The organism is Dellaglioa kimchii (genome assembly GCF_046115505.1).
Lineage (GTDB): Bacteria > Bacillota > Bacilli > Lactobacillales > Lactobacillaceae > Dellaglioa > Dellaglioa kimchii.
Map to the genome: position 1 here is coordinate 803,298 of NZ_CP170736.1, position 13,477 is coordinate 816,774.

A 13,477-nucleotide genomic window follows, 5' to 3' on the forward strand; every position below is an offset into this window, starting at 1 on the left:
TGCCTCCGAATATCGTTTATTTACTCCTATAAGATAACATATTTTCAATCAAAATTTGAAATAAATGTATGGCACAACTGTAAATTTTCCTTTTTTAACGATATATCGTTGGTCCATACAATGTAATCGTCAATTCGATAATTTTCGGATTCTTTAATTGGTATTAAAATATGATTTTTAACTAAACTATTAATATATGCATTATTTGCTTGTTTAATTGCTAAATGACCAACAAGTGGCATTACAAAAAAAGTTTCTGTACTTTTTTGTTGCAGTGCAAATAATATTTCAAGTTCTTTTTTAGTAATAACATCTGTAGAATATTTTTGCAAATCTAAAATAACGCGAATTCTCCAAAAGATATCTTCATGTCGATAAATTGGTGGGAGACGTGTCTGACTCAAACAACATATTGGGAATCCCATAAAATAATATCGCTGCATATAACAAAAATCAATTTGCTGCTTTAAATAATGATTCAAATAATAACAATTTTTCTCTAACTTAGTTAATTGACGAAACAAGTCCGCTTGTGACAAATTCAAAGTTTTGTTCCTACAATTATATTTAATAAATTTCATTAAATCTGAGGCATCATTGAATATTCTTGTACAATAACGAATACCATATAAATTTTCAAAGCATAATTCATAATTTAAAATTAAACATTGTCGCTCAGTATCGATAAATACTAAAAAATAGCCAATATTTTTGTGGAAATTTATAAACATTGCTTGTTGTTGTGTTAATTTTTTATTCAAACGATGTTTCATCCCTAGAATCCAAAAAATACGATACCCATTTTGTTTATATCCGTCAGTCCTTTTGTTGAAATCTTTAAGTGTCAACGGACTGCATTGGTATTCTACGACTAACTGACTATTTTTTAAATTTATTAAAACATCCGGTCGTTGTTTTAATTTAGGTAAATATTGCTCAATATCTGCTCTTTTATGTCTTTTTTCTGCCCACATTTTGATTAAATTTTTCCCAGTGACATGTTTTTTCGTTTCACCTTCTGAAAAAAAATGACATGACTTTTTAAAATGAGCAAAATGAGCTTGCTTTTGCGGACCTTCTTTAAAAACAACACGCTCTCCGCAACCAGGGCAAAAATATTTGTTGTTTTGCTTAAAATTTATAGCGCATACCAACTCATCTATATGTTCTTGTTTTGCAAATATCATTCAAATTACCCCTTACTACAATTTAAATACGCAAAAAAAACAAACTAACCTTTTTCGATTAGTTTGTTTATTTAAAGTATCTTCTCGCTTCGGAGAGTGCGTCAGATGACATAATCTTTTTCCCACGTTCTTCCATAAATGGTCCTGTCGATGAAACAACCTGTGCATACTCTAACGCGACAGCTATATCATTTTCGATTGTTTCTTTCGTTGTATTATCTTTATCAAAAATTAGTTCTAAAAAATATTTATTTTGGACTTTAAATAAATTACTTTGTGTATTGGTTGGTCTAAAAATTTTAGCTAATTGAATAAAATCTTCGAAGTCCTCAAATTCAAACATTCTTGTTTGAGCAGATTTTTTATACCCTGATCCAACAGTATCTTGTGATTCATTGTCAGTATCTTCAAGCTCAGCTAATCTATCTTTTATAAAGCTTCCTAAATCATCATTCTCAGATAAATCAGAAATATTTATTTCTTTCGGATTTTGCGTCTCATCTGGCTTCCCACGACTAATAAATAACTCCAAGCCATCTCGATTAGGTAATACCTGGAAGGTAACTGCTTCATTATTTTCAAATTCATGTTCCGTGTCTACTTCGCGTAAAATACTATAAAAGAAATCTTCAATTTGAGTTCTATTACCTAATAAATCTAAAACAGTGATACCTCTTTTAGATAAATCTTCATCTTCAACTAAAACACGAATTGTATTTTCATTTATTTTTTCCATTTTCATTACTAATCACCCAGCTTTCTGATAACTTGACCTTAATTCTATCTAAAATTTATTATTTGTAAAGTAGTTTAAACTAAATAAAAAAATTCAGGAACGTGTCTCCCTGAATTTTACCATGTTACCTTATTAAAAACTAATGTTTCAATATTATTTAATTTTAAAAATTAATTAAAATCCAGCAAGTAATTGTGCCTTTTGTAATTCTAAAGCACGTACGTCTCTTGGTAAGAAGCGACGAATTTCGTCTTCGTTATATCCAACCTGTAATCGTTTTTCATCTAGAATAATAGGACGACGTAATAACCCAGGATTCTCTTGAATTAATGAGAATAATTCTTGAAGTGGTAAATCGTCTAAGTCCATATCTAGTTCCTGATAAACTTTTGAGCGTTTAGAAATAACTTCTTCTGTTCCATTTTCAGTCATTTGCAAAATTGTTTTAATTTCATCAATATTGAGAGGCTCAGAAAAAATGTTGCGTTCTTGGAATGGAATATTATTTTCCTTAAGCCATGCACGTGCTTTTCGACAAGATGTACAACTTGGTGAAGTATATAAAGTTACCATATGCGCTCTCTCCTTTTAATAAAAAATTTATCAATTCCTATAAAACAATTGTAACTTATTATCAAACAAATTACTACCGTTTTATTAAAAAAATTTACTAATTAATATTCTTTCTAATGATACATTTATCCATTTTACGTTCATTAAATATGATAATAAATGACACGTTTTTCGATATTGTTTTTTATTTTCTAGGCGTGTTATTACATTTATTTTATAGTTATTATTATTTATTAAACGGAAGATGATTCGTTATCCAAATTATTTAATGTATTTTTCTTTTAATATACACTTACTAAAAGTACGTAATTCGTACTTAATCGTTTATTTACAGCAATCTTATAATTATTTTATTTTAAAAAAATAAGATACATATTGTTAAAAAAATTTAACAATATGTATCCGATTACAAAGTTAGTTCTAAATATTTTTTTGCGAGTATTATATCGATATTACTACCAGCTGATAATTTAGCTTGTTCTTTTAATAATTCGTGTGAACCATTTGCTGGTAAATGCGTTAAAATTAATCTTTTAGCATTATTTAGACGAGCAAATTTTCCAGACTCCGTAGATGTCATATGCCATTTTTCGCCAATTTTATCATCAAAAAAATTTGTATCAGTCATTAATATATCTGCATTTTGACTAATTGCATTTAATTTTTCGTCATAAGCCGTATCAGCTGTAAAAACAAAGACCTTCCCAGTTGCCCGTTCCGTTATTCTCATAGCATACGTAGGCACTGGATGAATTGTTTCTAAAAATTCAAAAGTAAAAGGCCCAATGTCTATAACTTCCTTATTTTTATATCCAATTCCAATCGTCGCATTCGCCCAAGTTAATTTTGCAAATGCTTCTTGATCAATAGACGGCCCATAAATAGAAAGTGGTTGTTTCACTTGATCATCGTTAATCTGCCAATTATACTGTAAAACACCTATATCTGCGATATGATCCTGATGATAATGTGATAAAACGACTGCATCTAGCTTCAACGGATCTAGTTTATGTTCTAAACTAAGCATTGCACCACTTCCACAGTCCAACAATAAATTAAAGCCATTACTTTGAATTAAATATGAACTAGTTCCGACTGTATGTGCTGGATAACCACCATAGAATCCTAAAATTGTCAACTTCATTTTTAATTGTCCTTCCTGTTACTTTTGACTCTATTATACCTTTTTTTGGTCTATACTTAATAATGAATTAAAGTAAATGGGAGATGTATCTTTGTTAAATCATATAAACACAGCATTAGGCGCTGAATATTTTTTAAAGTCTATTATTCGAAATAATCCATCCCGATCATTTATTCTACTTAATCCAATTAATAAGTACAATAATTCTTATTTATTAGACACATCAGATGATAATTCTATTTTCTACTCTGGATTAGACTTTCGTGTTCGATATCATGTAGGCATGGATTCATGGCAAGGTTTTTATCATTTTAAATATATTACTTTGAGCGATGAAGAAAGTAAAGTTTACTTAGCTCAAGTACAAACTTTTATTAATGAACAAACAAAACCTACTGGTATCATTTCTTTTTACACATTACAGTCTTTATCTAAGGGTTATAATTATGTTTTTTTAACAATTTGGAAGCAACAATCTGATTTTATTAATTGGCGTAAAACATCAAATTATAAACAGTTAAAATACTATGAAAGTGAGTTTCAAATTACTCCCATAGACGCAGTATATTCTGTTAATGAAATGATTAATATAAAAGATTAATCATTTTAGTTAAAAATAACCCGTATTTCCCAAAATATATTCATAGCTAATTGATGACTCAATCAAGTCATCAATTAGCTATTTTTTTCAATAGTTACTCCCTCAAAATAAATTATAGTAACCCAAACTATTCAATTTTTTAACCAAAAAAATGTCCTAAAAGTTGGAAAACTTTTAGGACATAAATAATTTAATTAGTCTTAAACTCTGTTATTTATTATCCGATTCAACACTCTCACGGTAATTAAAAATAAGCCTAAATACATCACATAGAAGGTCCCCCAGAAGAAAATGAGAACATTTAGGTTAGGTTGATCAAATAATGCGACATAAATATTAAAAGTGAAAACTGCTTCTATCGATCCTAAAATAATCGGAATTAAAAATAAACTGGCTGTTTGCTGATAAATAATTCGCTTAATCTCTTTTTTGGTTACACCTAAACTTTGCATTAGTGAATAAGTTTTTTGATTTTGTCTAAGATCTATCATTTGTTGTAACATTAAGATACTACAAGTTGCTAATACCAAGATAATACTAATAAAACATGCTATATAAATATAAAAGCCATCTAATTCATTAACATTTTTTTCAACTTGATTTCTCACACCTAAATTTCGATAATGGTAGTGTGACTTGATTTGATTAGAAAATTTATAACGGACATTCGATAATGTTGTCCCTGTCTGCTGCAAGTAGGTCTGTTCTTTAGATTGATTATCTAATTTATGCCCAAAATCATTTTTAGATTGTGCAAATTCCTGATAATTTTTAATATTAATAGCTGTTAGTCCATATTTTGTGTTGCTATCAATATGTTTATAAACACTATCTTTAACAATTAACAAATTTTGAATGTAATGTATTTCTCCATACGGAAACGTACTTAAGTATGTTTTTATTTTTAATTGGTTCATTGATTTTTGCTTGAATTGAATGAGCTGGTTATCATCATTAATTTGATATCTTGCTAACTTATGTAAAATCATAACTGTCTCATTCGATTTAATCTTAATTGGTTCTAAATCATCTTGAATTTTACGAGCATTATTATAATCTGTTTCTGACATTATCGTAATTGGAACAACTTTGGTTTCACTTTGATTGTTTGCTTTTAATTGAACACTTGTTTTCATTGGTACAATTTTAAGATGTCCACTTACTTGCTGTTTCACTATTAAATTGTTTTGTTTTAATACTTTTTTTACAGTCTTTAAATGATAATCATCCGTTATAAAATGAGCTGGAGCCACTTGATTAATTGTTTTTTGAGAATATGAATACAACGTTGCCACGCCAATAAATACAGATAAAGAGAACATTATTAATAAAGTCATCAAACTTAAGATGACTTTATTTTGTCTTAAACTAACTTTTAAATTAGAAAAAGCAAGTAGTCTACCACCCCGATACATGAAATGTCGCCATTTTTGTAGCATACTTATCAGTATCGGCACCAAATAATTAAAAATCAAAAGAGTCCCTAAGATAATCATAATTGCAATAATTAATAATGCTAAAAAATAATCATTTTTACGTAACCAAATATTAAAAATTGGTCCCAAATTTTCAAAATTCACTGCCATGAATAAAGGTACAATAATAAAAAAGATACTAATCAAAGCCATGAATCGTTTAAATGGTCCAAATTTTTCGACACTGGTATTATCACTATTTTTAAACAATGAAACTAATTGTTTACGATAGATAACACTTGCATTAACAGTTGACATTATTAAAAAGATGACATTAAAGATAACTATTGTACTAATTAAACTATGCCAAGATATAATAATATTGGTATCTGCCACAATAAACATAGCCCTCAATAAAATCATGGCAAATAATTTAGAAAAAATTGCTCCAACCACTAAACCAATCAGTAAAGCTATATTACCTAAAATTAAATTTTCAATAAATAGCATTATTGCAATTTCATTTTTTTTCACTCCAAGAAGATGATAAACAGCAATTTCTTTTTCTCGCCGTTTCGCCACAAAAAGGTTAGTGTACATTATGAAACAAGCAATAAAAATCAAAATTAAAAAACTGCTAATACGCAAAGTAACAGAAATTGGTAACTCTACGCGCGCATTTTGCGTTAACTCTTTGTTAATTGACATTGACAAAAATGAAAAATAAACTGTAACTGCTATCGCACTAGCAATAATATAGATTAAATAATCCCATAAACTACGCCAAATACTTTTAAAAACAATATTTACTAGCGGTTTCATTGTCTTCCCCCACCAATAGCTGCTTGCATATCAATTATTTTTTGAAAAAATTCTTTTCTAGAGCCATCCCGCCTAATTTCGGCAAAAATGTTCCCATCTTTAATAAAAATAATTCTTTTACAATAACTAGCTGTAAATGCATCATGAGTTACCATCATGAGCGTCATCTTTTGCTTTTCATTCACGTCTGTTAAATACTTCAATAGTTCCGTAGCCGCTTTTGAATCTAGACTTCCCGTTGGTTCATCTGCAAATAACATTTTAGGTGCCGTTATAATAGCTCGAGCAACTGCAACCCTTTGCTGTTGACCAATTGAAATTTCATTTGGAAAATGCTTTAGAATATTATTTAAATTTAAAATATTAGCAATATTAGCAAGTTTTGCCTCAATTATTTCTACGTTTACTTTATCTAATGCCAAGGGCAAAATTATATTTTCCTTGATGGTCAACGAATTAAGTAAATTAAAATCCTGAAAAATAAACCCTAACTGTTGTCTTCTAAACTCAGATAATTTTTTTTCATTATATTGTGTTATATCCTGGTTATCTATTCTAACATGTCCAAAAGTTGGCTTATCAATTGTTGACATCATATTCAATAGTGTCGTTTTTCCTGCACCAGACGGCCCCATAATACCAACAAATTCTCCTGAATCAATTACAAACGAAATATTATCAATTGCAGTCGATCTATTAAACTTCATTCCATAAATTTTTTTAACGTGATCTACTTCAATAAATGTCATAATTTCAATTCTCCTATTATCGAGTATTATCCTATATATAGGATAATTACGCCAATATTTATTTATGCTTTTTATCTATTTGAAATTAATGCTAAAAACCGGTATTGTAGGGTAAATAGTTCTTACTTTAAAGAGGTGATAATATGTTTAGTATAATGATTGTTGAAGATGATAAAACAATTGCCAACATTACCGCAGATAGTCTAGCAAAATGGCGATTCAAACCTATCTTAATTAATAATTTCAGCGAAATTGATCTTGAGTTTATTGAGAAAAAACCACATTTAGTTTTATTAGACATTAATTTACCTGATTTTGATGGCTTTTACTGGTGTAAAAAAATTCGTGAAATATCAAATGTACCAATTATATTTATCTCAAGCCGAAATACCAATATGGATATGGTTATGGCTATGAATATGGGTGGCGATGACTTCGTAAATAAACCTTACTCAATGGAAGTTTTAGTTGCAAAAATTTCTGCATTATTAAGACGTACTTACAATTACGCAGAAATGGGACCAGAAACACTCGAGCATAATGGTCTTTTTTTAAATTTACAAAATGGAACTGCAAAATTTAACGATAAAATTATTGATTTATCAAAAAATGAGTACCAGTTGTTGCAATATTTAATGCGTCAGACGGGAAAAATTGTTAGCCGGGAAAAATTACTTCGAGAACTCTGGGAAGACGAACATTTTGTTGATGACAATACGTTAACGGTGAATATTAATCGCGTTCGTAAAAAAATAGCACAAGCTGGATTACCCAATTTTATCGAGACAAAAGTGGGACAAGGTTATCTTATCCCTTAGGAGACACTAATGACATTTTTTAAGTACCTTTCAGATAGAATAACTACAATTATCTTTTTCCTTCTAGTTATTCTCTTAATTAATCTAGTGTTGTGGTTTGATCCTTTCCATAACATTGTTTTATCTACATTATTATATATAGATATTCTGGTAGTAATTATATCAAGTATTTTTGTTGTAACACGTTATTGGATTAATCATCAATGGTACCAAAAATTTAAATTACCAATTGATCCGGCAACAGCAGACTTATTAATTCCTATTAATGGTGCACATTCCAATGAACAACGTTTGTATCAGGGCTATATTAATGCACTATTAAACAATCATCAAATACAAATAAATAATATTTTGTCTAAACAACAAGAACAAGAAGATTTTTTAAATGCTTGGATTCATGATATTAAAGTTCCCTTAGCTGCTATTCAGTTACTAATTGAAACATCTGATGGCAAGTTATCTGAAAAACAAGTTATGCAAACTGAAATTGAATTAAAAAATATCGAAAATTTTGTTGAACAAGTAATTTATTATTCTCGTTTAGATAGCTTTTCAAATGATTATTTAATTCAAGATGATTCATTAAAAAAAGTAGTTAATCTTGTCATTCGAGATAATATGAACTTATTTTTTTCAAAACATATTCGTTTCGTTTTTAACAGTACTGATATTTCCGTTCTGACTGATTCAAAATGGCTACGATTTATCTTAAATCAAGTGATTACCAACTCATTAAAATATACACCAAATAATGGTGAAATCGTTATTTCACTTAAAGATACTGAAAAAGAAACGATATTAGCCATTAAAGATAATGGTATTGGTATTCCTAAAGCAGACTTAGCTCGCGTTTTTGACAAAGGATTTACTGGAAATAACGGTCGTCAATTCAACCAAAATGCAACCGGATTAGGCCTCTATTTAGCAAATCAACTAAGTCAAAAATTAGGACATCAATTAGAAATTGAATCTCCAAAAAATGAAGGTACTACAGTTAAAATTATTTTTCCTAAACTTTCTTATTATAATGATGAAATGGGCGAAATTCTTCGCTAGGAGGGTCTATCATGCTATCAGAAACTGAACTCGGTTTTACAAATATTAAAGATATCGATTCTAATATTATTGTCGATTTACGCTACGCTACAAAAGATAACTTTACTAACCAAATTATTTATGACTTTTCAACAGCAATTGCTAGAACAGGAACGGCTAAAAAACTTGGTATCGCAAGTCAATTACTCGAAATTCAAGGCTATCGTTTGAAAATTTGGGACGCCTACCGACCAGTTTCTGCGCAAAAAAAATTATTTAACGTATATCCCGACCCTAATTTTGTAGCGAAACCAAATCCTAATTTCAGTCATCAAAAAGGTGTGACATTTGATTTAACTATCTGTGATATGGATGGCCACGAACTTAATATGCAAAGTAAATTTGACGACTTTTCAGAACGAGCTGGAAGAAATTATCAACGAACACCTCAACAACAAATAAATTACGATATACTAAATAATGCTATGATAACTGCTGGTTTTATCGGATATTCTGAAGAATGGTGGGACTATAGAGATTCTGATATGAATAACTATTCACCACTTATCGCTAATCCAAATGACTATTAAAAAACTTGTCACAACGCCTTACATACAAGGTATTGTGACAAGTTTTTTATCTTAATAATTTATCCCAGAGAATAACTTCACCAGCAATTAATGATTTTTGAACATCAATAATTCTTTGATTTGAGCTACCCCTAAATTGCAAAGTTAAATCTTTTTTTGGTAATTCGAATCGACCATCAACTAAAATATCAATTTTTGAAAGTAATTCAAGTTTATCATCAGATTCAAGCATTAATTCATCCCATGTATAACCAGTCCAAGACCAGATATCTTTCGCCCATCCATAAGTATCATGAATACGATCCACTAAGCTTAAACAAACCTGCGTATTAACAAAGGGCTCTCCGCCTAATAAAGTTAATCCTTGGCAATAGTCTTCGCTTAAATCAGTTATTATTTGATCTTCAAGCTCTTTTGTATACGGTGTCCCATATCTAAAATTTTGCGCTGCCTTATTATAACAACCCGGACAGGCAAATAAACAGCCACTAACGTATAAACTACAGCGAACCCCTTCACCATCAACAAAATTAAACGGTTTATAGGATGCAATATATTGTTGGCTCAACTCACTTGCCATCCATTCTTTAGGTTTCGGATTTCGTGGTGCTTTAACTTTCTTTTGTCGTTCCATCATCAACCATTCCTAAAGTCATATTTTTAACACGAGAAGCAATTTCTTTATGACGTCCATGAACCATTGGACGTTGCTGTGGATTACCTAAGTATCCACATGTCCTTTTAACAACATCACATGTTTTTGGATCATGATTTTGACATTTAGGGCATTCAAATCCTCGTTCAGTTGGGTTAAATTCACCATCAAAACCACATTTATAACAATGATCAATAGGGGTATTAGTCCCTAGATAGCCGATTTTATCATAAGCCCAATCCCAGACTGCTTCTAATGCCTTAGGATTTTGACGTAAATTAGGATATTCACAATAATGAATAAAACCGCCTGAAGCATATTTAGGATATTCCATTTCAAATGACAATTTCTCAAACGGTGTTGGATTTTTTCTAACATCATAATGAAAACTATTTGTATAATATTCCTTTTCTGTAACATCTTTAATTTCACCAAATTTTTCAGTATCTAGTACGCAGAAACGATCTGTTAAAGATTCACTAGGAGTTGAATAAACACTAAAATGATAATCGTATTCATCTGACCAATCTGTACAATATTCTTTAAGACGTTTGACGATGTCAATCGTAAAATTATGCGCCTTTTCATTTTTTTCCCAATTGGGTCCAAAAAAAACAGCCCCAACTTCATATAGTCCAATGTAACCTAATGAGACTGTAGCACGACGATTCTTAAATAAATCATCAACATCTCCGTCTGCTTTTAACCTTTCGCCAAAAGCACCATGTTGATACAGAATGGGTGCATTTTCTGGGATAGCTTCCTTGACACGGTTAACTTTAAAGACTAAAGCTTCTTTACAAACCTGCATTCTCTCTTTAAAGATATCCCAAAATAAATCAATATTACCTGCAGATTCCAAAGCAATTCGTGGTAAATTAACTGTAACAACGCCTAAATTCATACGCCCAGAATTGACTTCATTACCATTTTTATCTTTCCATCCTTGCAGAAAGCTACGACAGCCCATAGGCACCTTGAAACTGCCCGTAAGCTCCTTTATCTTGTCATACATTAAGATATCAGGGTACATTCTCTTCGTAGCACAATCAACAGCTAAGGCCTTAATATCATAGTTAGGGTCTCCAAGCTTAAGGTTTAAATCCTTTTTTATTGTAAATACTAATTTAGGAAAAATGGCCGTACGATGTTCACGCCCTAATCCTTTTATTCTAATTTTTAAAATTGAAAGTTGAATTTCTCGTTCAATCCAACTTTCACCCAACCCAAAACCTAACGTAGTAAACGGCGTCTGTCCTTGTGAGGAGAATAAAGTATTGATTTCATATTCTAATCCTTGCATGGCATCATAAATATCTTTACATGTTTTAAGCTTAGCAAATTCTATTTGTTTTATAGGGTCATTAATCCAAATTTTTGCATCTATTAAATGCTTCTCATAATTCAATTCAGCAAACGGCGCTAGTAGCTCATCAACCCTATCTGCAGAGCAACCACCATACTGACTTGAAGCTACATTAGCAATAATTTGTGCCATTTGAGCAGTTGCAGTCTGAATTGAATGAGGACTTTCAACTTCAGCATTTCCTATTTTAAATCCATTTGTTAACATCTCTTTAAAATCAATCAAACAGCAGTTAGTCATAGGACTCCAGGGTGTGTAATCTAAATCATGATAATGAATTGAACCACGTAAATGTGCTTTAGCTAGTGATTCAGGCATTAATTTTAATCCCAAAGTTTTACCCACTGTCCCAGCCGTCAAATCGCGTTGTGTATTGAATACATTACTATCTTTATTAGCATTTTCATGAACAATTGTATCATCTTTATTTAATAATTTATCCAAACGACCAGCTGGATCAGTTTGCTCTTTCCACAATTTTTCATCATTTATTCTATATTCCTGATAACTATTCAATGCATCGTTGTAGCCTAATTCACGATATGTAGCTATAACTAAGTCATACATCGTTTGAGCATTAATTTTTTGATAATTACTTAGTTTATGTAATAGTAGTTCTTGATAGTTTTCTTTGTTTTTTTTACTATTTAATCGAGGCAAAGTACTACTTAAAACTTTACGTAATGCAAAATCGACTTTTCGACCATCACGCTTTTCAAATATGTCAGGCACTTGCATATCTAACTTTACTTCTACTTTTTTCATAAGTGACCTTCCTTTTCTAACAACAATAAATATATGTTACTTGATTACTCTCTTAAAAACAACAATATATAGTGTACAACAATATATACCATCTATATATTGTCTATAAGCTAGAATTTACTGTCACAAAGTTCAAAGTGTATTTAAAAAGTTAGACATTTATATATCATTAAAAAAACTATTCTATGTTTTCAATACCAGAAAATTTTATACCCTTAAAAATTTTCATAAAATTTTTTCCTAACAATAGTTGACGAACAGCCGCTTAATCAGATATGCATTTGAAGAAAATCATATTACCAGAGAATTCGCTACTCGCCCATGCTCAATGGAACAACTGGAGTACATGATTCACTTAAGTTTCTTGAAGAAGATTTTAAAAAGTAAATGGTCTATGTTTCCGACACGATGAATTCATCAAAATTATCACGCGTTATAATTTCTATCGCTAGAGCTAAAAGACCAGATTTCTAAAATATTATCATGATTCGAAAAAAGTTGTTAAATCAGGCTTCACACCCTTTTTGGTTCGATACCGTAGATTAACGAATATCGCTTATAAAGACTGGTATATCACCTTATATTTGTTGTCCCATTACTCAATGTACCGTTAATTATAACTTTTACTCATCAAAAAAGTTCAACAAAAGTTCAACTTTCTATAATTTTGTATTATTCTCCATAATTTAGCGTACAAAAAAAGCCCAATCAATGGGCTTTCATGTTTCCTAATACTTAATAATACCGGTGATCGGGGTCGAACCGATACTCCATTGCTGGAACTGGATTTTGAGTCCAGCGCGTCTGCCAATTCCGCCACACCGGCATAACTCGTGTAAGGCGGTAACCGGATTTGAACCGGTGATGAAGGTTTTGCAGACCTCTGCCTTACCACTTGGCTATACCGCCATATTAATTATTACTTGATATAACCTTATAAAAGGCGACATGTGGGAATCGAACCCACGCGTGCCGGAGCCACAATCCGGTGCGTTAACCACTTCGCCAATATCGCCAAAAC

The 13,477-nt window shown here is 30.6% G+C and carries 12 protein-coding genes and 3 tRNA genes; 4 read left to right on the forward strand and 11 right to left on the reverse strand.

Going from position 1 to position 13,477, the window contains the following annotated elements; all coding sequences use genetic code 11:
- Nucleotides 1-44: 44 nt before the first annotated feature.
- From ACE83Q_RS04010 to ACE83Q_RS04025, 4 genes are all read right to left on the reverse strand, one after another.
- The gene (locus tag ACE83Q_RS04010) at nt 45-1,187 is read right to left on the reverse strand and encodes a competence protein CoiA (RefSeq protein WP_409021469.1); all 1,143 of its coding nucleotides are present in this window, start codon (nt 1,185-1,187) and stop codon (nt 45-47) included.
- A gap of 67 nt (nt 1,188-1,254) precedes the next feature.
- Nucleotides 1,255-1,929: an adaptor protein MecA gene (locus tag ACE83Q_RS04015; RefSeq protein WP_409021470.1), complete on the reverse strand. Its 675-nt coding sequence runs from the start codon at nt 1,927-1,929 to the stop codon at nt 1,255-1,257.
- Between the two features lie 168 nt (nt 1,930-2,097).
- Nucleotides 2,098-2,496, reverse strand: a complete 399-nt coding sequence (spxA, locus tag ACE83Q_RS04020; RefSeq protein WP_409021471.1) for a transcriptional regulator SpxA — start codon at nt 2,494-2,496, stop codon at nt 2,098-2,100.
- A gap of 406 nt (nt 2,497-2,902) precedes the next feature.
- Nucleotides 2,903-3,640 carry an MBL fold metallo-hydrolase gene (locus ACE83Q_RS04025; protein WP_409021472.1) on the reverse strand — a complete coding sequence of 246 codons (738 nt, stop codon included), beginning with the start codon at nt 3,638-3,640 and terminating at the stop codon, nt 2,903-2,905.
- Nucleotides 3,641-3,731: 91 nt separating this feature from the next.
- Between ACE83Q_RS04025 and ACE83Q_RS04030 the strand changes: the two genes are divergently transcribed.
- Nucleotides 3,732-4,241, forward strand: a complete 510-nt coding sequence (locus tag ACE83Q_RS04030; RefSeq protein WP_409021473.1) for an antibiotic biosynthesis monooxygenase — start codon at nt 3,732-3,734, stop codon at nt 4,239-4,241.
- Between the two features lie 200 nt (nt 4,242-4,441).
- On the opposite strand, the gene ACE83Q_RS04035 is transcribed toward ACE83Q_RS04030, so the two are convergent.
- Both ACE83Q_RS04035 and ACE83Q_RS04040 read right to left on the reverse strand, forming a co-directional pair.
- Nucleotides 4,442-6,478 carry an ABC transporter permease gene (locus ACE83Q_RS04035; protein ID WP_409021474.1) on the reverse strand — a complete coding sequence of 679 codons (2,037 nt, stop codon included), beginning with the start codon at nt 6,476-6,478 and terminating at the stop codon, nt 4,442-4,444.
- Complete coding sequence (locus ACE83Q_RS04040; protein WP_409022811.1) at nt 6,475-7,230, reverse strand: ABC transporter ATP-binding protein; 756 nt, start codon at nt 7,228-7,230, stop codon at nt 6,475-6,477. The genes ACE83Q_RS04035 and ACE83Q_RS04040 overlap by 4 nt, the downstream gene beginning before the upstream one ends.
- A gap of 140 nt (nt 7,231-7,370) precedes the next feature.
- Between ACE83Q_RS04040 and ACE83Q_RS04045 the strand changes: the two genes are divergently transcribed.
- From ACE83Q_RS04045 to ACE83Q_RS04055, 3 genes are read left to right on the forward strand one after another with little or no spacing between them, the layout of a single operon-like run.
- Nucleotides 7,371-8,045: a response regulator transcription factor gene (locus ACE83Q_RS04045; RefSeq protein ID WP_409021475.1), complete on the forward strand. Its 675-nt coding sequence runs from the start codon at nt 7,371-7,373 to the stop codon at nt 8,043-8,045.
- Between the two features lie 9 nt (nt 8,046-8,054).
- Nucleotides 8,055-9,101 carry a sensor histidine kinase gene (locus ACE83Q_RS04050; protein ID WP_409021477.1) on the forward strand — a complete coding sequence of 349 codons (1,047 nt, stop codon included), beginning with the start codon at nt 8,055-8,057 and terminating at the stop codon, nt 9,099-9,101.
- An 11-nt stretch (nt 9,102-9,112) separates the two neighbouring features.
- A complete protein-coding gene (locus ACE83Q_RS04055; protein WP_409021478.1) occupies nt 9,113-9,670 on the forward strand; it encodes a M15 family metallopeptidase in 558 nt (185 codons plus the stop codon).
- Nucleotides 9,671-9,716: 46 nt separating this feature from the next.
- On the opposite strand, the gene nrdG is transcribed toward ACE83Q_RS04055, so the two are convergent.
- From nrdG to ACE83Q_RS04080, 5 genes are all read right to left on the reverse strand, one after another.
- A complete protein-coding gene (nrdG, locus tag ACE83Q_RS04060) occupies nt 9,717-10,307 on the reverse strand; it encodes an anaerobic ribonucleoside-triphosphate reductase activating protein (RefSeq protein WP_409021479.1) in 591 nt (196 codons plus the stop codon).
- Nucleotides 10,282-12,456, reverse strand: coding sequence for an anaerobic ribonucleoside-triphosphate reductase (gene nrdD, locus ACE83Q_RS04065; protein ID WP_409021480.1), 2,175 nt, complete (start codon nt 12,454-12,456; stop codon nt 10,282-10,284). The genes nrdG and nrdD overlap by 26 nt, the downstream gene beginning before the upstream one ends.
- Nucleotides 12,457-13,198: 742 nt before the next feature.
- Nucleotides 13,199-13,282, reverse strand: a tRNA-Leu gene (locus tag ACE83Q_RS04070).
- 12 nt (nt 13,283-13,294) lie between these two features.
- A tRNA-Cys gene (locus ACE83Q_RS04075) sits at nt 13,295-13,365 on the reverse strand.
- Between the two features lie 33 nt (nt 13,366-13,398).
- Nucleotides 13,399-13,471, reverse strand: a tRNA-His gene (locus ACE83Q_RS04080).
- Between the last annotated feature and the right edge of the window lie 6 nt (nt 13,472-13,477).